Source organism: Photobacterium pectinilyticum (genome assembly GCF_024357955.1).
Taxonomy (GTDB): domain Bacteria; phylum Pseudomonadota; class Gammaproteobacteria; order Enterobacterales; family Vibrionaceae; genus Photobacterium; species Photobacterium pectinilyticum.
The window spans coordinates 95,751-114,317 of sequence record NZ_JANEYT010000006.1 but is presented as its reverse complement, the minus strand read 5'-3'; the positions used below and the strand labels follow the sequence as shown (position 1 = coordinate 114,317).

Here is an 18,567-nt window from a genome sequence, read left to right as displayed (position 1 = left end):
TTGTTGTTTCAGCGCTGCGGATCCATGCAGCTTTGGATAAGCAAGACTATAGATAAAAATGTGCAAATACAAACAAACCCACCGATAACCAAAACGAAAAGACCAAGACAAACACAGTGTTTTTCTTGGTCTTTATTTTGTTCTTAGTCGGTGTTTTTTGCTCAGACTAGTTTTCGAGTACAGGCAGGATGCGGCTCAGTTTGTCGAGTGTTTCCTGGTACTCGCTATCGACCTGGCTGTCGGCAACAATGCCACCACCAGCCCAGACATGGAGTAACTGGTCATTAGCAACCAAGGTGCGGATTGTGATGCTGGTATCCATCTGTCCGCAACGGCTGATATAGCCAATACTGCCACAGTAAGCACTTCGACGATTTGGTTCTAGCTCTTCAATGATCTCCATGGCCCTGACTTTCGGTGCCCCGGTAATCGAACCTCCTGGGAAGCAGGCTCGCAGCAGATCGGTAGCTGTATATTGCTGATCAAGCTTGCCAGTCACCGTGCTTACCAAGTGGTGAACAGCAGGAAAGCTTTCGATATCGAAGAGTGACGGGACTTTCACTGAGCCTGGTTTGGCAACACGGCCGATATCGTTTCGCAGCAAATCGACGATCATCAGGTTTTCAGAGCGATCTTTTTCCGCAGAGCGTAGGTCGTCTGCCAAAGCTTCATCAACAGATGGGTCTGTGTTCCGTGGTCGGGTTCCTTTGATCGGCTTGGTTTCAATATAACCATCTCGATGCTGAAGGAATCTTTCCGGTGATACAGAAAGGATGGCGCTGTCACTGGTGCGGAGAAAACCTGAAAAAGGTGCTCCGTTGCGCTCTTCCAGTAACCGATACGCCTGCCATTCATCACCCTGATAACTGGCGGAAAAGCGCTGGGTTAAATTGATTTGGTAACAATCCCCTGACAGCAAATACTGCTGGATACGGTCGAATTTGTTGCAATATTCGTCTTTATCCATGTTGGCTTGCCATGGCGATGTTAATGCAAAAGCAGCAGGCTGTTGCGAATTCGTCGCAGCGGTTGTTTGCTCTACAGATAAGCGGTGCTGTTGCAGCCATTGCATGCGATCACTGCCTTCCGGACAGACGAGGTAAAGCTGCTCGGTTTGATGATCGGCAATAAGCGCCCAGTCGTAAATGCCCACAGCCATGTCAGCGGTGGCAATATCATGCTGGGCTGTGGTTGCTATTTTTTCGACCCGCCGTCCTAAATCATAGCTGAACAAGCCAATGGCACCGCCGATAAAAGGGACATCTTTCAAAGGGGTTGTCGATGGAGCTAACTGTGATTGTATCGCTTGGATTAGAGTGAATGGGTCGTCGTTGCTCGTTTTTTCATCACCATTTGAAAAAGTAATACGGGTTGTTTCACCATATGTCTCTAAAGTGGCCAAAGGATCAGCAACTAATATGTCGAATCGATTATCAGGATGATCCGAAGCTGCTGAGCGTAATATCATAGCCCACGGCAGTCCCGCAAACGATTCAAACCACGTTAGCGAGGCGTCTTTGTGGTACTCGAGTTGTTCAATACTCAGTTCTGGATGTGATTTACAAATCATTTTCTTTTTTGTGACAGGTGTACGTCTGGCGCATGGCGCGAAATTATTCGCAAGAGTATCATAAACACAGAATTTAATCCGACGCCCAAGGACGTCCTGAAAGCATTATTTTTAGTGAGTAGCACTTAAATAAGCTGAATGGAGAAATGCCATGAGGATCATGGCCGTGTGGTTGCATTTCATTACTGAGAATGTGAATCACAACCTACACTGGAAGCAGAAAATCGGGCGCCAGGGAATGATAAAAAATCAACGAGGGCAGATATGACCGTCATCCATAAACAAGATGTAATTAGTAGTGTGGCCGATGCGCTGCAGTACATTTCTTACTACCATCCGCTCGACTTTGTTCAAGCTTTGGAAAAAGCTTATAACAAAGAGCAGAGCCAAGCTGCGAAAGATGCGATTGCTCAGATCCTTATCAACTCGCGTATGTCAGCTGAAGGTCGCCGACCAATCTGTCAAGATACCGGTATTGTGACCTGCTTCGTTAAAATTGGTATGAATGTACAATGGGATAGCGATCTAACTGTACAAGAAATGATTGATGAAGGTGTACGCCAAGCGTATACCAATCCGGAAAATCCGCTACGAGCCTCTGTCGTAGCCGATCCAGCCGGTAGCCGAAAAAACACCAAAGACAATGCGCCTGCTGTTGTGCATATTGATATGGTTCCGGGCGACAAAGTTGAAATTCAAGTCGCGGCCAAAGGGGGCGGCTCTGAAAACAAAACCAAGATGGTGATGTTAAACCCGTCAGATGATGTGGCTGAGTGGGTTGAAAAAACAGTTCCTCTAATGGGAGCTGGTTGGTGTCCTCCGGGTATGCTGGGTATTGGTATCGGTGGTACTGCTGAGAAAGCAGCGGTATTGGCGAAAGAATCCCTAATGGAGTCAATCGATATCCACGAACTGCAAGAGCGTGGTGCGCATAATGCAGAGGAAGAGCTGCGTCTGGATATTTACAACCGAGTGAATAAGCTGGGTATTGGTGCACAGGGCCTTGGCGGTCTAACAACTGTGTTGGATGTCAAAATCAAAACAGCGCCAACACATGCAGCCTCTAAACCTGTTTGTATGATCCCTAACTGTGCGGCGACTCGCCATGTACACTTCACGTTAGATGGAACGGGTCCTGCTGATTTGTCTCCACCTAAGCTGGAAGATTGGCCTGAAGTGACATGGGAAGTCGGTGACAACGTTCGCCGTGTTAACCTTGATGAAATTACTAAAGCAGACGTGCAAGATTGGCGCTCTGGCGAGACCGTACTGCTATCAGGAAAAATCCTGACCGGCCGTGATGCGGCACACAAGCGCATCCAGGATATGTTGGCCAAGGGTGAAGATTTCCCGGTTGATTTCAACAATCGCTTTATCTACTACGTCGGTCCTGTTGATGCAGTTGGTGATGAGGTTGTCGGCCCTGCTGGTCCTACGACATCGACACGTATGGATAAGTTTACCGATATGATGCTTGAGCAAGCCGGTCTTACCGGCATGATCGGTAAAGCTGAGCGTGGTCCTGCTGCAATCGAATCGATCAAGAAGCACAAGGCGGTTTACCTGATGGCTGTTGGTGGTGCTGCTTACCTAGTGGCTAAAGCAATCAAACAGGCGCGCGTGGTCGCATTTGAAGATTTGGGTATGGAAGCGATTTACGAATTTGACGTCGTAGATATGCCTGTCACGGTTGCGGTTGATGCTGAAGGGGTAAATGCTCACCAAACTGGTCCAGATACCTGGAAAGTGAAAATTGCAGAGTTTGAAAGTTAATAGTTTAACCCTAGAAGGTTAGTACACGTATTTTCATCTATTTAATAAGGAGCCGAAAGGCTCCTTTTTTGTTATCCGTGTTATTGGTTCGTATGACGTCCACTATTGAGTCATACATGAATAGCTATACCAACAGACATAAATACTGTTCAACTACTTATCCAGATTGGTATTAAGCCTGCTTCAAAAAATCAACGAATCGTTTGTATTTAGATTTCTTAACCTGATTTTTTCTGACTTCTGCTGATTTCGTTTTTTGCCTCTCGTTGTCGTCTAACGCTCTGTTAGTTTCGTTGCTTTGTTTAATAAGCTGTTTTTTTGTTGTTTTTCTGATGTTTGTTTAATTTTTGTAGCGATATGTGGGCTATAGTATTAACAAGCATTTTGGTGTTATGTGGTAGCGCTTTGCGTGATTAGCATCATAAATAAATACAACAATAATGAAGAAATACAGAGGATTTTATGGGACGCGTGATGTGGGCCCCGGCCTTGCTAGCATTATTGGTACAAGGATGTGGGGACAAAGAAGTCGTCATTCCTGAACCCGACTCTAGGCCTGTCAAGCTTGAGGCTGTATCAGTAGGCAATACTGAAAGTTTTCGGACATTCCCCGCGGTTGTAGAAGCGGGAGATAAAGCCGTACTGGCTTTTCGAGTATCCGGACAATTAGACAAGGTCAACGGCAAGCCTGGTGATGTTGTCAAGCGGGGACAGGTCCTCGCTCATCTTAATACCGATGAACTAAGCCTTAAGCTTGAACAGGCAATGGCCGATTATGAATTGGCCTATGTACAATACAAACGAGACAAAGAGTTACTCAAAACCAATGTGGTATCGGAACTGGACTTCGACCGCTCGGAAGCTGAATTAAATCAGGCTAAGGCCGATTTAGACAAAGCCAAAGCCAATCTCAATTATGCTAGCTTGGTTGCGCCATATGATGGAACGTTGTCACTTTCTTTGGTGGAAAACTACGAATATATTACGGCTAAGCAACCAGTGATGCACATTCAAAGTGCCGGTTTGATTAACGTGACTTTCCAGTTACCGGATCAGTTGCTTGCCCGTTTCCAGCACCATTCTGACTTTGAGCGGGATCCCACCGTAACCTTCGATACTATTCCCGACCAGACTTTTTCGGCAGAGTTTAAGGAAATCGATACCGAAGCCGATGAGAAAACCTCAAGTTATAAAGTCACCCTATTTATGGAACGTCCACAAGGCTTCAACTTGCTACCCGGTATGGCTGGGCATGTACGTGTGATTATTCCGCTAAATGCCAGTGGTTCAATTCCTTCTCGAGCGATTTTGACCGAAGGCGAAAGCACGTTTGTTTGGCATGTTGATGACCAAGGGATTGTCTCTAAGGTGCCAGTCCAGCTTGATGATAGAAGAAGGGTTTTAAGTGGCTTGAACGACGGTGACTTGATTGCGACATCTGGCGTACAGGAGCTGCAAGAGGGACAAAAAGTGCGTAAGTGGGTCAAGGAGCGGGGACTGTAGGATGAAGATGTTAACGCTAATACCTTTAGTGCTGGGAGTGACACTCGTTACTGGTTGTGAAAAGGCAGCCGTAGAGCCTCGCACCGTTGTTGCACCCGTAGCCATTGCTGAAGTGCACATGGCGCAGTCGGCGCCTCAGTTGATCTTTCCGGCAGTAGCGGCAGCAGCAGATAAATCGAGCTTGTCATTTAGGGTACAAGGCGAAGTGAGCTTTATCGGGGTACGCCCCGGCGATCAGGTTAAAAAAGGCCAGTTATTGGCCCGCATTGACCCGACAGATTACAAGCTAGAAGTAGATGATGCCCAAGCCAAGTTCAATGTGTCTGATAGCCAATACCGTCGTTCGGCCAAACTGGTCAAGCAAGGCTTTTTGCCGCAATCGCAATTTGATGAGTTAAAAGCACAGCGCCGGATCGCCAAAGCCAATTTGGATTATGCCAAGCTCAACCTCGGTTTTACTGAACTTAAAGCGCCTTTTTCAGGAGTGATCTCACGGGTGCCCGTTGAACAGTTTGAGAGTGTACAGATAGGCCAGTTAGTGATGAACCTGCACCTTGCTGACAAGGTCGATATCATCATTCAGGCACCAGATCTGATTTATTCGCAAAGCACGGCGGTGGAAGTTCAGGAGTCTCAACCGGGAGCGACAATCTTGCTTGAAGATGGCTCTGAATTTAAAGCCTATTTGAAAGAGTTCACCACCGAGCCTGATCCTGATTTGGGCTCATTCCTTGTTACGTTATCTATGCCGATGCCTAAAGATCGCTTTATTCTTGATGGAATGGCTGTTGAGGTGAAAGCGGATGCCCAAAAGTTAAAAGTTTACCCTAAGGGAGAAGCGGTCATACCGCTTGAAGCCATCTTTAATGAGGATGGTGATGATTTGGCGATGGACAATAAATTCGTCTGGGTTGTTAACGACGATAACACAGTGACCAAACGCAAAGTTGTTACTGATAAGGTGGTGCCAGAAGGTGTTCGCCTGTTGGAGGGACTAGAGACAGGCGAGCATATTGTTGTCGAAGGGGCAAACAGATTACGTGAAGGCCAGTCGGTCACCATAGTAGACAAGGAGGCAGGCTGATTATGAAACAGGATATTGCAGCTTATTTTATTCGCAACAAAGTGATCAGCTGGATGCTGACACTGATTTTCCTGATTGGCGGGACCATGGCCTTCTTCGGGCTGGGGCGTTTGGAAGACCCGGCATTTACGATTAAAGATGCTATGGTGATCACAGCTTACCCAGGGGCGACACCTCTGCAGGTTGAAGAAGAGGTGACTTATCCGATAGAAAAGGAGATCCAGCAGCTGATCTATGTTGATGAAGTCAATTCGGTTTCCAGCCGCGGGCTTTCTCAAATCACCGTCACCATGAAAAACAATTATGGACCGGATGATCTTCCGCAAATCTGGGATGAAATGCGGCGTAAGGTCAACGATCTCAAGCCTTCATTGCCGCCGGGCGTGCAAGAGCCCTCGGTGGTGGATGATTTTGGCGATGTGTTCGGTATGCTGCTGGCCGTTACAGGTCAGGGCTACAGTTACAAAGAGCTGAGCGATTATGTTGATTATCTGCGTCGTGAAGTTGAACTGGTGGATGGTGTCGGTAAGGTATCGGTTACCGGTACCCAGCAAGAACAGGTGTTCATTGAAATATCGATGCAGCGCTTGAGTAGTTTGGGGATTTCGCCGCAAACAATCTACAGCACGCTCGAGACCCAGAACCTTGTCACCAGTGCAGGGGCGGTGCGTATCGGGTCTGAATATATCCGCGTCCATCCAACCGGTGAGTTTCAGAATGTCGATGAACTGGGTGATTTGATCATTACAGATAGCGGCGCCGAAGGATTGATTTACCTTAAAGATGTCGCCGAAATAAAGCGGGATTTCCAAGATGTCCCGAGTAACTTGATCAATTATAACGGGCGGCAGGCACTCCATGTTGGGATTTCCGCTGTTGAAGGGGTCAATGTTGTTGAAGTCGGAAAACGGGTTGAACAACGGCTACGTGAACTCAAAGAGCAGCAGCCCGTCGGTATCGATATCGGGGTGGTGTACAGTCAACCGACAGAGGTCGACAAATCGGTCAGCGGCTTCGTCATCAGCCTAGGTCAAGCCGTTGCGATTGTAATCATTGTCTTGTTGTTCTTTATGGGGTTGCGTTCTGGCCTGTTGATTGGCTTGATCTTGTTGCTGACCGTGTTAGGCACATTTGTCTTTATGAGTTGGCTGGCGATCGATTTGCAGCGGATCTCATTGGGGGCACTGGTTATTGCGCTGGGTATGCTGGTGGATAATGCGATAGTGGTGGTCGAAGGGGTGCTGATCGGCATGCAGAAGGGGCGAACCCGGATGCAGGCGGCTTCAGATATAGTGACCCAAACCAAATGGCCGCTGCTTGGCGCGACGGTGATTGCCGTGATGGCGTTTGCACCGATTGGCTTATCTCAGGATTCAACCGGTGAGTACTGTCGAACGTTGTTTACCGTCTTGCTGGTTTCACTCATGCTGAGCTGGTTTACGGCAATCTCACTGACGCCGTTTTTCAGTGACCTGTTCTTCAAAAGTGTTAAGACCGGTAATGATGACCCTGATGCCGACCCTTACGCCGGCAAGCTTTTTGTTTGGTATAAGACCTTCCTTGAGTTCTGTATGCGCCGGGCGTGGATGACCGTGATAGTACTGATTGCCATGCTAGGGGCGAGTTTGTATGGCTTTACCTTGCTTAAGCAGTCTTTTTTCCCGTCATCGACGACACCTATGTTTATGGTGGATGTTTGGTTACCGGAAGGCACTGACATCCGTGCTACCAATGCGACGTTGAAAGAGCTGGAAGGTTTTGTGGCGCAGGATGAGCGGGTCGATTACGTCAGTACCAGTGCTGGTAAGGGCTCACAGCGTTTCATGCTGACTTATACGCCAGAGAAGAGCTATTCTTCTTATGGTGAGCTGGTTATTCGGGTTAAGAGCTTCGAAGATGTGTTGCCGGTAATGGCGACTATCGGGGAGACGCTGGATACGAAACATCCTGAGCTTGAATATAAGCTCAAGCAGATCATGCTGGGCCCATCATCCGGTTCGAAAATCGAGGCACGCTTGGTTGGACCTGATCCTACCGTACTACGGACCCTTGCCAAACAGGTTGTGGATATTCTCAATGCTGATCCTGGTGCATTTAATATCCGCCATGACTGGCGTGAGCGTAATAAGGTTATTGAACCTATCTTTAACGAAAGTCAGGCCCGTCGCTACGGGATCACCAAAAAAGATGTCGATGATTTGTTGCAGATGTCCTTCTCTGGTTTAACTGTCGGAATCTACCGAGACGGGACGAACTTGATGCCGATTGTCGCTCGTTTGCCTGACGAAGAGCGAGTGGATATCAGCACTATTGAAGGGATGAAGATTTGGAGCCCGGCAACGGAAGGATATATCCCTCTTCAGCAGGTGATTAATGGCACAAATGTGATTTGGGAAGACCCATTAATTGCACGAAAAGACCGTAAGCGAATGCTTACAGTGATGGCTGACCCTGATCCATTAGGTGACGAAACTGCTGCAACCGTGCAGGCTCGCATCCAGTCGAAGATTGAAGGGTTGGATTATCCTCCAGGTTATTCGTTGGAGTGGGGCGGTGAGTATGAGTCATCGGCTGATGCGAAAGCCTCTCTGTTCCAAACCATGCCAATGGGCTATTTGGTGATGTTCTTGATCACGATTTTCTTGTTCAACAAGGTCAAGGAAGCCCTGATTGTCTGGGCGACAGTACCGTTGGCAGTCATTGGGGTAACGACAGGCTTGCTGTTGCTCAATACACCATTTGGTTTTATGGCCTTGCTCGGTTTCCTCAGTTTATCAGGCATGTTGGTGAAAAACGGAATCGTCTTGTTGGATCAAATCGAAATCGAGATAGCCAGTGGTAAGGAAAAATACCGAGCGGTTGTAGATGCGGCTGTGAGTCGTGTCAGACCGGTGTGCATGGCGGCCATTACCACCGTTTTGGGTATGGTGCCATTGCTACCGGATGTGTTTTTCAAACCAATGGCGGTGACCATTATGTTCGGCTTGGGCTTTGCTACGGTACTGACGCTAATCGTGGTGCCTGTGCTTTATCGCCTGTTCCACCATTTGCCGTTGCCGGGTACCAGCCCTGCAGCGCCGGAGCCAGTACCTAGCTAAATCCAATTAGGATTTAGCTAGGTTGAATGAACAAAAGGGGCGCAATATGCGCCCCTTTGTTGTTTAGCAGATTGTTTGCTGAAGAGTCTTCGACAGCCTGCTTGTCTTATTTTGTCTGACTGCAGGTTAAGCCGTTACTGTCCACGTCATTTCTTCGCCAGCGCGAATCGGTACCACGACATCGTTACCAAAAGACATGGTCTCAGGTACAGCCCAGTTTTCTTTGGTCAGTGTGATGGTATCGGCGTTGCGAGGAAGACCATAGAAATCCGGACCGTTGAAGCTGGCAAATGCTTCCAGCTTGTCTAATGCGCCTGCTTGTTCGAAGACTTCGGTGTATAACTCGATGGCAGCATGCGCCGTGTAAGAGCCAGCACAGCCACAAGCCGATTCTTTGCGCTCTTGGGCGTGTGGTGCCGAGTCAGTACCTAGGAAGAACTTCGGGCTACCGCTAGTGGCTGCTTCTACCAGCGCCTGCTGATGGATATTGCGCTTAAGGATTGGTAGGCAGTAAAAGTGCGGGCGGATCCCGCCGACTAGCATATGGTTACGGTTGAACATCAGGTGGTGTGCCGTGATGGTGGCAGCCACATTAGGGCCTGCATTGTTAACAAACTCTACCGCATCTTTGGTGGTGATATGTTCAACCACGATTTTTAGGTTTGGCATCTGTTTAACGATAGGGCCCAGCACTGTATCGAGGAATTGCTTCTCGCGGTCGAAGATATCGACATCGTGAGTGGTTACTTCACCGTGGATCAGCAGAAGCATGCCTTCTTCCTGCATTGCTTCGAGCGTCGGTATTAATTTGTCGATGGATGTGACACCCGAATCGGAGTTAGTGGTTGCACCTGCAGGGTAAAGCTTGGCGGCATAGATATGTCCGGTTGCTTTGGCTTTGCGAATTTCGTCTGGCGTGGTGTTGTCGGTGAGGTAGAGGGTCATGAGAGGAGAGAAATTGCCTTGAGGCTTTTCGGCAAGGATACGATCTCGGTAAGCAAGAGCTGCTTCAGTATCGGTTACCGGCGGAACCAAGTTTGGCATGATGATGGCTCGACCCATATAGCGGCTGGTATCGCGAACAGTGTCATTAAGCACGTCGCCATCCCGCAAATGTAGGTGCCAGTCATCAGGACGTGTAATCGTAATAGTCGTCATTGTTGCTTCCCTCCCAAAAAAAATCGACCGATTCTAAAACCTCAGCTGGAGCTTGTAAAGCGGCATCTTCAAACTATTGAATTAATTGACGCAGAAAAGAGCAAACGATTGCTTACTATAGTTAATTCAACGGTTTTTTTTGACTATACAGATGAATCAAAAGCCAGCGGGATTGAACTGCCCCCCAATAGTTGGACAACCATTATTGGGGGCTTTTTATTGAGTTAAGAAGCAAATGCTAGAGCTTGAAACGGTGAACTAGGTCATTTTGCTGGTGAGCTAGGTGATCAAGCTTGCCACTGGCTTCAGCAACATCCTCCATGGAGCGGTAGTTTGAATCGGCTATATGGCTGATATCTTCCAATGAGCGGGCAATAGACCCTGTCGTACTGTGCTGCTCTTCAGCTGCTTGGGCGATTTGGGTGCTCATCTGGCTGATTTCGAGAATAATCGCTTGGATCTCTTCCATCGCGCTATTGGCATCTGACGCTTGGGTAATGCTGTTATCCATTTCACTGACACAGCTCTGCATGACTTCGACAGCTTGTCCCGAGCTGGACTGTAGACGCTGGATCATCTGCTCGATTTCTGATGTTGAGTCGGTTGTCCGCTTGGCCAGTACCCGCACCTCGTCAGCGACCACGGCAAAACCTCGACCTTGCTCACCAGCTCGTGCCGCTTCAATGGCGGCATTGAGTGCTAGCAGATTGGTTTGATCGGCGATATTACGGATCACATCGAGGATCGAGCCGATATTGCTGCTCATCACCTGTAGATCTGAGACGGCGTGAACCGATTTATCCAAACGCGTAGAGAGCTGGTGGGTTGTGTTGATATTGCGGCTCATGACTTCGCGGCCGGTGCTTGATGCTTTCTCAACCTCGTGGACGCGCTCCATGGTGATCTGCGCGCTGTGGGAAACGTCAGCGACAGACTGCTCCATCTCGGTCATCGCAGTGGCGACAGAGGCCGTCTGCTGGCGTTGCTCAAGCAGTCGATTCTTGGCCTTGGTGGTTGTAGATTGGTTTTCTTCAGCGACAGCCGTGAGATCACTGGAAGCCTGGCTGAGCTTGCCGAGGATCTCTTGCAGGTTGTCGGCAAGTGTATTGATGTAGTTACCCAGTTTGCTGAACTCAACGAATTGGTTCACTTGGCTGCGTTTGGTCATATCACCTTTTGCTAATGCTTCAAGGGTCGATAATGTTGCATTCAGCGGTTTGCGAACGCTTTGTGCGAGATACCATCCGATGAACAGGGCAAACAGGGTGGTACCAACCCCAAGTAAGGTCGCATTGCGGTAACCTTGACTGTAGGTCCTGTCTGCATTGGTGATAGCGGTATCCATTTGGGTACTCGCCTGAGCACTGAAACTACCAAGCAACTCCATCGCTTGGTCTATTTCATTCGCAAGGATGGCAATATTCTCATAGAGGCGGTTGCGTGCTTCGATATACTGGAAGTGTGTATCAAGCACACCGCCGGATTGGCCAATATCCTGGGTGTACTGAGTTATTGGCTTATCAAATATCGGTTTGAGCTCAGGCATCATTGCCAGCAGTGAGCGGTAGGCATTATTGAGGTGATTGATATTACGCCTGTTACTTTTCATCGCTTTATCAATGATATCTATATCTTCTGTTGCCAGTGCATCTGAAGTGACGACTTCGGTTTCCTGCAGTTTGACAAAATAGTTCTTGGCGATCATTTTGACCGAAATGCTTTCTTGATCGTCAACATAATCTTTCATCCTGCTATTGAGACTACCGTGCAGCTGCTGGAAGCGTCGGGCTGATTGCTGGCGCTCTGCTTGGGCAATCAGTTGGGTCCGGTAATTGTCCATCGCAGTATGAGCTTCGCGAAAGTAACGATTTTCCAGCGCGATAAGTGCTTCAAGCTGGCTGCTGAGAGCCATATTATCCTGCGCGGCACTTTCGAGCTGTTCAAAGGCATCGAGAAATTGTTGGTGAGCGTGGCCGAATTGGTTTGCATAAGTATCCATTCGCGCCAGATCTTGGCTGGTGAGATAATCCTTGTAGATTTTATCGGCAGCTAAAAGCCTGACACTGACTTGGTTTGACAATGATACCAAGGGTAAAGATTGGTTGGTGACGATTTGGAGTTGTTGATGGATCCGACTGGTGCCGTCGAGCATCATTACCAGTGTGGCAGCAAAAAGCATGACCATGACGGCGATACCGGTATACATACGTCGAATGACGGAGGTCTGTTTCGTTGTCTTCATAATATCCCTAAAAAAATACAAGCAAGCGACAGCCGATCTTACTTATGGCAATGTAATACGAAGTTAGAGTTATGGTTTTGGTCTTCGTACAAAATGTGACGCTTAAATTTTCGGAAGCAAAAAAGCAGCCTAAAATGCGTCAAAATTGACTCTGTTGAGTAATAAATCCTTGATATGGTTCTTGATGTTCGTGCCAAATAGTAAATGATTTCGCTTCTTACATTCTTTGACCGCTGCATCAAAAAATAACTTTGTTATCTAGCCTGTTGGTATTTGTTCAAGGCTACGTTCGATGGACGACGAAAGGTGTTTGGAGTAAGTGAATGTGACGGATAGAAAAAAATCACTGGAAAAAAGATTAAAAACAACGTTCAATATTGCTCTTGTTTATCTAGTCGAGCATACTGCAAGTGTAGATTCGATAACGATATATGGAGCAAGACATGGCTGAAGAGACCATTTTCAGTAAGATTATTCGCAAGGAAATCCCAGCTGATGTTGTGTATCAGGACGATTTAGTGACAGCTTTTCGCGATATTAACCCGCGTGCACCAAGCCACATACTGATCATCCCTAATAAATTGCTACCGACCGTCAATGATGTGGAAGCAGAAGACGAGTTGATGATGGGGCGCCTGTTTACCGTTGCCCGTAAATTGGCAGAGCAGGAAGGTATTGCTGAAGACGGTTACCGTTTGATCATGAACTGTAATCCACATGGCGGCCAAGAGGTTTACCATATTCATATGCACCTGTTGGGCGGTCGCCCGCTAGGGCCAATGCTTGTGGGTTAACACAAGACTTGGTTAGCCAGCGGGCTAACTGAGGACGCGTGAACTTCTGTTCCAAGTTGAAGTCTGAGTGCGTGTATTTATACCAACCCACATACATATTTGATCAGTCTTGCTGGTTAAAATCGCTGTTCTCTGCGTTAGATATTTTGTAATTAGAGCCACTAGTGACTGCAATATCTGCCTTGATAACAACGATTTTTCCAGTGCAAATACTTGATCAACGACTTATCCAGATTGGTATTACGGCGATTTTGCCGGTGGTAAGGGCACTCAGGCTTTTTATTAGGGTTAGTTATAAGATGTTGAAACATGCCGTTGTTGCGGTACTGTCTTTGGGGTTGGTCGCTTGTGCGAACCTGTCGACCCAGAGCTTATTTAGTCATTATAGTGCGGCAAACAGCAAGACCCATCAGGCAATGCAGCAGGGCTTGTACCAGCAAGCGTTGGACGTATTGCCTGATGCGCCTGCAGGTGAAATCCTTGATGGAATGGAAAAAGGGCGGGTCGGTTTTGTCGCTGGCCAGTATCCGCAAAGCTATGGTGCACTTCAGTCTGCTGACAATGCGGTAAAAGAGCAGCAACGCCAGGCCAGTATCCAGATATCGGAAGGGTTCAATCAGGTTGGCTCGTTACTGACCAACGACAATATGATCACCTACCAGCCTGCGGACTATGAGCTGGGTTTTTTGCATTTATATTTGGCGCTTAATTACCTGCAACAACGTGATCTTGGTGGTGCTTTGGTCGAAGTACGACGGGCTAATCAGGTACAAGAAGCTGCCAAAAGACTGCGGGAAGCTGAACTCAACAAAGCAGCGAAAGAAGCACGCCGCAAAGGGATGGAGCAAAACCTTGGAGCCGTTTTGGCTCGGTACCCGGATGTTGGTAGTCAGTTAGGCAACATTCAGAACGGCTACTTGTTTTTTCTCTCAGGGGTGTTGTACGAAGCCGACGGTGATCTGAACAGTGCATACATCGACTATAAGCGGGCACTGGCCGTGGCACCAAACAACCCGTTTGTTGCCGAAACAGTACTGCGTTTGGCAACACGTATGCGTATGGATCAGGACCTACCATCTTTGCAAGCGCGATATGGCATATATCAAGCACCTTCTGCCAGTACTGGCAGGGTGGTCGTGTTTGACGAACAAGGTGTGGTATCGGCAAAAGACGGCTGGCGTTTGCCTATTTGGCTGACAGACAGCCGAGGTGATGGTGTCATTTACAATCTGGCGTTGCCTTATTATGGAAACCCGTCCAAAAAAGTTTATTCGCCATTGCAACTCAACGGCAAACCGCTGGTTGACAGCACCGTCGCCAATGTCGATGGGATGGCACGTTACAGCTTACAGGAAGATCTACCCGTGATTGTGCTCCGACAGGCTTTGCGAGTCGCAGCCAAGAACGAAGTGCGCAAAACTGCGGCGAGGAAAGGGGATGATATCGGCAACGTGTTGACCAATATTTTCAATACCCTAACTGAACAGCCAGATACTAGAAGTTGGCAAAGTTTGCCGGCCTCGGTAGCAATTGCTCAGCAAGATATCGCGGCAGGGCAGTATGCTCTTGCTTGGAATGGCCATCAGATAGATGTTGATGTAAAAGCAGGCAGAACAACCATGGTTTGGGTGTCACGCCAGGGAAATCAGCTGACCGGTTGGTCAGTCTTATTGGGGAATAACTAATGAGAATATTACTTGTATTAGGGATGGTTTTGGGCTTAGCCGCTTGTTCCACGACAACCTCCGGGATCAGCATTGAAAGCAGTAACCAAAGCGTGGTGATTGGCAACTCTCACTTGGCCAGTCGCCTATCGATTGAACAAGCCAGGATTTCTGACGTCAACGGACTGATGAAGGCAGGGGTGCCGGTGACCAGCCAGATTGATTCTGATCTCAACCTGCAATACCGCTTTTATTGGTATGACGCTCAGGGCCTTGAGGTTAGCGGTAGCGATACTCCATGGCGCCAGGTTGTGCTGCACGGTAAAGATACAATGACATTACAAGCGGTTGCCAGACATCCTCAGGCAACGCAATACCGGATTTATATCCGAAAAGCAGACTATTAATTTTGGGATTAGCACCGTAGTAAGTGCTGTTTGACTGATAAAGGTAAGACAATGAAAAAAAGCGTAATCGCATTAATGGGTGTGGCTGCACTGATGGGCGGCTGTGCCCAGAAGGTGAGCTATGGTGATGCTCAGCAGGCTGAAACAACCACTATTGAGTTTGGTTCGACAGATTTACAAAAGATTGCTGAAGAAATGACAGACAGCATGCTGACATCTGGCTCGGTTGCTTACATTACCGGTAATGGCCAGCGCCCAATCATTGTTGTTGATAGCATCAAGAATAAAACCAGCGAGCATATTGATACCGAGTCGGTAACCGACTCGGTCAGTACGCGTTTGCTAAACTCGGGTAAATTCCGTTTTGTGGACATGACTCGTGTCGAAGATGTACGCAAACAGCTTAACTTCCAGAATAACGATGAGCTGGTTAACCAGAGCACAGCTATTCAGTTTGGTAAAATGGTCGGTGCGGAATACATGCTTTACGGTAACCTGTCGAGCATTGTGAAGTCAGCGGGTAGTGACAAAGATGTTTACTACAAAATGACCATGCGCTTGATGGACTTGGAAACTGGCCTGATTGAATGGGCTGACGAAACCGAGATCCGTAAGCAGGAGTCGAAGAGCCTTCTGGGCTGGTAACATAGGCCTTCCGGTGACATGAGTATCGAAAACTTACAGGCTCTGCTTGGAGCTAGGATGCCGGAGTACCATTTAGACAGAGCCAAACCTCTCAGCGGCGGTCTCAGCAACCGCTGCTGGCAGGTCGTTATTACGCACTGTCAGACCGGGCGGTGCCAAACCCTTGTATGGCGGCCTTGCTCTGCGTCATCAAAGGCTTTTGGAGTATCACGCCAGCAAGAGCATGATGTACTCCAGGCCATTTCCCCTTATGGCAAACATGATATAGCACCGCGCCCCTTTGCCCTTCTCGCTGAGGGGCTATTCGTTGAGTGGGCCGACGGTCAAACCGCTACACCAGATCTCCCTGTTAAAACCGTCATGGACTTATTAGGGACTATACACCAACTTCCTTCTCCTTCGTGGCGGCTGGACTGTCAGCTCCGGGGTGCACATTATTGGCAGTATGTCGGTGGTGCAGTGGAGGAGTCTCAACTTTGCCGTATCCATGCTTATTTCCAATCTCTGCCTATTAAGACATGGTTTGCTGACACGTGCTGTCATCATGACTTGGGGTGGTATAACGTGATTGTTGCACCAAACGGTCAGCACCAAGTGATTGATTGGGAGTATGCGGCCGCAGGCGACCCGTCATTGGATTTAGCGCTGACTATTGCAGCCAATCAGCTTGAAATATCAGAGGCTATCTCTCGCTATTGTCAGTGTATGGGCATTACCGATGCTACCGAGCAGGCGCGGTGGTTGTCGGCCGTTACGTATTGGCAGCCATGGTGTGATTATTTGGCTATGCTATGGTTTTACGTTGGATCACAATATTTTTCTGACCAAGAGCAACCCGATGAAGGCTATCTTTCGCAAGCTCGATTATTACAAGAAAAGCTGTGGAACGATCTGCAATTATCTGATTAGTTGATACTTTTAACTTTCCTTCGTCTACAATCAGAAACGGTAAGTAATTTGTGTCCATAGGGCTTGTATACTGTAGTAATGATTCTATATGACGTTCAGCTGCGTCATTTCGCTAAGTGGGTACTAAGCATCAAGGTTCGATGAGGGGAATGTGATGAGTACGAAGATCCCAAAATGGGCAGCGTTCACCTTGAGTGTGGTAATGGTTGCGGGGTGTACCACTCGCTTGGCCTATAACAACCTCGATGTATGGTTAAGCTACCGTCTTTCTTCATATGTGACGCTTAATTCTTCCCAAGACTCGACATTTGACCGTGGATTGGATCGTGCTCTAGCACTCCACCGACGGCAGGAGCTACCCAAAATCCACCGTGCGATTGATCGTCTGCAGGCTGATCTGCTTTCTCCCATGACATACGGTCAGGTGCAGGAATACTACACAGTGTTTACCCAATTGGGGCAGGACTCGGCAGCAATTCTGGCCGAGCCTTTAGCGGATGTATTCTCCCAGTTTAGCAACACTCAAGTTGCGCAAGTTGAAGCGAGTTTGCGCCAGCGTTTTGCTAAATTTGATCAAGAACGCAGTAAATTAAGTGACTCTCAAAAATTAGCCAAACGCGTAGATCGGCTACAAGATTTTACCCAAGACTGGGTAGGATCACTGACTAGCAGGCAAAAAGAGTTACTGACAGAATTGGCAGGCTACCAATTGGAAATGGCGCCAATCTTTCGCTCAATGCGCAACGGCTATTTTGAACGTTGGCAGCAATTGATGAAAAACCGTACCCAACCTGAGTTCAAGATACAACTGACTAAGCTGGCACGAGACATGATGGCGCTGAACAGTCCACAGTATCAAAGTGAGATCCGCTTCTACCTCAATCGCCGCTTTGAGCTAATGCGACGCCTCAACCATACCATGTCGCCGTCACAGCAATCTTACCTGAACCGTAAGCTGGTCGACCTACGGAAGGATGTTGCATTGCTGATCAATCAATAACGGATATTTACTGTGAAAGTAGTGTCAACAAACCCTACAAAACGTGGTAGATTGATTTTACTGATAATCACAATAGGGAAGAATAATGATTATTTATCTGCATGGCTTTGACTCAACAAGCCCGGGGAACCATGAAAAGGTATTGCAGCTTCAATTCATTGATCCTGACGTACGTTTTGTGAATTACAGTACCCTGCACCCCAAGCATGATATGCAGCACTTACTCAAAGAAGTGCTCAAGCTAAAGGAAGAGTCTGCTGATAAGCAACCGCTGATTTGTGGCGTGGGACTTGGCGGATATTGGTCTGAGCGCGTTGGCTTTCTTTGTGGCATGAAGCAGGTTATTTTCAACCCAAACCTGTCCCCAGAACGCAATATGGAAGGTCGCATCGACCGCCCTGAAGAGTATGCTGATATTTCCACCAAGTGCGTAACAGATTTTCGTAGCAAAAACGCAGGTAACTGCCTGTGCATACTGTCCACAAATGATGAAGTCTTAGACAACAATCTCACTAAAGATGCGCTAGGTGACTTTTATCAGATTATTTGGGACGAGAACGAAACGCATAAATTCAAGAAAATTTCTCAGCACCTGCAAACAATAAAAGCATTCAAAGAAGCCTCCTAACTTCTATTTGTAAGCAGACGGTATGTGTCCGTCTGCTTTATGCCTGTCCTATCTATGTCAATTGTGGCATCTACTGCTCGCTTCTTTCGTCA

14 protein-coding genes are annotated in these 18,567 nt (G+C 47.8%); 11 read left to right on the top strand and 3 right to left on the bottom strand.

Going from position 1 to position 18,567, the window contains the following annotated elements; genetic code table 11:
• Positions 1-166 precede the first annotated feature (166 nt).
• Complete coding sequence (pabB, locus tag NHN17_RS04505; protein WP_255040938.1) at positions 167-1,570, bottom strand: aminodeoxychorismate synthase component I; 1,404 nt, start codon at positions 1,568-1,570, stop codon at positions 167-169.
• A 264-nt stretch (positions 1,571-1,834) separates the two neighbouring features.
• On the opposite strand from pabB, the gene NHN17_RS04500 reads away from it, so the two are divergent.
• The 4 genes from NHN17_RS04500 (at position 1,835) to NHN17_RS04485 (ending at position 9,028) form a co-directional block, all read left to right on the top strand.
• A complete protein-coding gene (locus NHN17_RS04500; protein ID WP_255040937.1) occupies positions 1,835-3,343 on the top strand; it encodes a fumarate hydratase in 1,509 nt (502 codons plus the stop codon).
• A gap of 462 nt (positions 3,344-3,805) precedes the next feature.
• Entirely contained in the window at positions 3,806-4,846 is a 1,041-nt protein-coding gene (locus tag NHN17_RS04495) for an efflux RND transporter periplasmic adaptor subunit (protein ID WP_255040936.1), read from the top strand.
• 1 nt (position 4,847) lies between these two features.
• Complete coding sequence (locus NHN17_RS04490) at positions 4,848-5,930, top strand: efflux RND transporter periplasmic adaptor subunit (RefSeq protein WP_255040935.1); 1,083 nt, start codon at positions 4,848-4,850, stop codon at positions 5,928-5,930.
• A gap of 2 nt (positions 5,931-5,932) precedes the next feature.
• The gene (locus NHN17_RS04485) at positions 5,933-9,028 is read left to right on the top strand and encodes an efflux RND transporter permease subunit (RefSeq protein WP_255040934.1); all 3,096 of its coding nucleotides are present in this window, start codon (positions 5,933-5,935) and stop codon (positions 9,026-9,028) included.
• 126 nt (positions 9,029-9,154) lie between these two features.
• Here the strand turns inward: NHN17_RS04485 and pyrC are convergent, their stop codons facing one another.
• The gene (pyrC, locus tag NHN17_RS04480) at positions 9,155-10,186 is read right to left on the bottom strand and encodes a dihydroorotase (protein ID WP_255040933.1); all 1,032 of its coding nucleotides are present in this window, start codon (positions 10,184-10,186) and stop codon (positions 9,155-9,157) included.
• 238 nt (positions 10,187-10,424) lie between these two features.
• Entirely contained in the window at positions 10,425-12,428 is a 2,004-nt protein-coding gene (locus NHN17_RS04475) for a methyl-accepting chemotaxis protein (RefSeq protein WP_255040932.1), read from the bottom strand.
• Between the two features lie 443 nt (positions 12,429-12,871).
• Here NHN17_RS04475 and hinT point away from each other — a divergent pair, with 443 nt between their 5' ends.
• The 7 genes from hinT to ycfP all read left to right on the top strand — a co-directional run bounded on the left by hinT (position 12,872) and on the right by ycfP (position 18,475).
• Positions 12,872-13,222 (top strand): purine nucleoside phosphoramidase, encoded by a 351-nt coding sequence (hinT, locus tag NHN17_RS04470; protein WP_107348449.1) that lies wholly within the window; start codon positions 12,872-12,874, stop codon positions 13,220-13,222.
• A 299-nt stretch (positions 13,223-13,521) separates the two neighbouring features.
• A complete protein-coding gene (locus NHN17_RS04465) occupies positions 13,522-14,907 on the top strand; it encodes a COG3014 family protein (protein WP_255040931.1) in 1,386 nt (461 codons plus the stop codon).
• Positions 14,907-15,293 (top strand): YcfL family putative periplasmic lipoprotein, encoded by a 387-nt coding sequence (locus tag NHN17_RS04460; protein ID WP_255040930.1) that lies wholly within the window; start codon positions 14,907-14,909, stop codon positions 15,291-15,293. Before NHN17_RS04465 ends, NHN17_RS04460 begins: the two co-directional genes overlap by 1 nt.
• Positions 15,294-15,344: 51 nt before the next feature.
• Entirely contained in the window at positions 15,345-15,938 is a 594-nt protein-coding gene (gene lpoB, locus NHN17_RS04455) for a penicillin-binding protein activator LpoB (protein WP_255040929.1), read from the top strand.
• Between the two features lie 57 nt (positions 15,939-15,995).
• A complete protein-coding gene (locus NHN17_RS04450) occupies positions 15,996-16,847 on the top strand; it encodes a phosphotransferase (protein ID WP_255040928.1) in 852 nt (283 codons plus the stop codon).
• A 154-nt stretch (positions 16,848-17,001) separates the two neighbouring features.
• The gene (locus NHN17_RS04445; protein WP_255040927.1) at positions 17,002-17,847 is read left to right on the top strand and encodes a DUF6279 family lipoprotein; all 846 of its coding nucleotides are present in this window, start codon (positions 17,002-17,004) and stop codon (positions 17,845-17,847) included.
• Positions 17,848-17,932: 85 nt separating this feature from the next.
• Positions 17,933-18,475 (top strand): alpha/beta hydrolase YcfP, encoded by a 543-nt coding sequence (ycfP, locus tag NHN17_RS04440; protein WP_255040926.1) that lies wholly within the window; start codon positions 17,933-17,935, stop codon positions 18,473-18,475.
• Positions 18,476-18,567 lie beyond the last annotated feature (92 nt).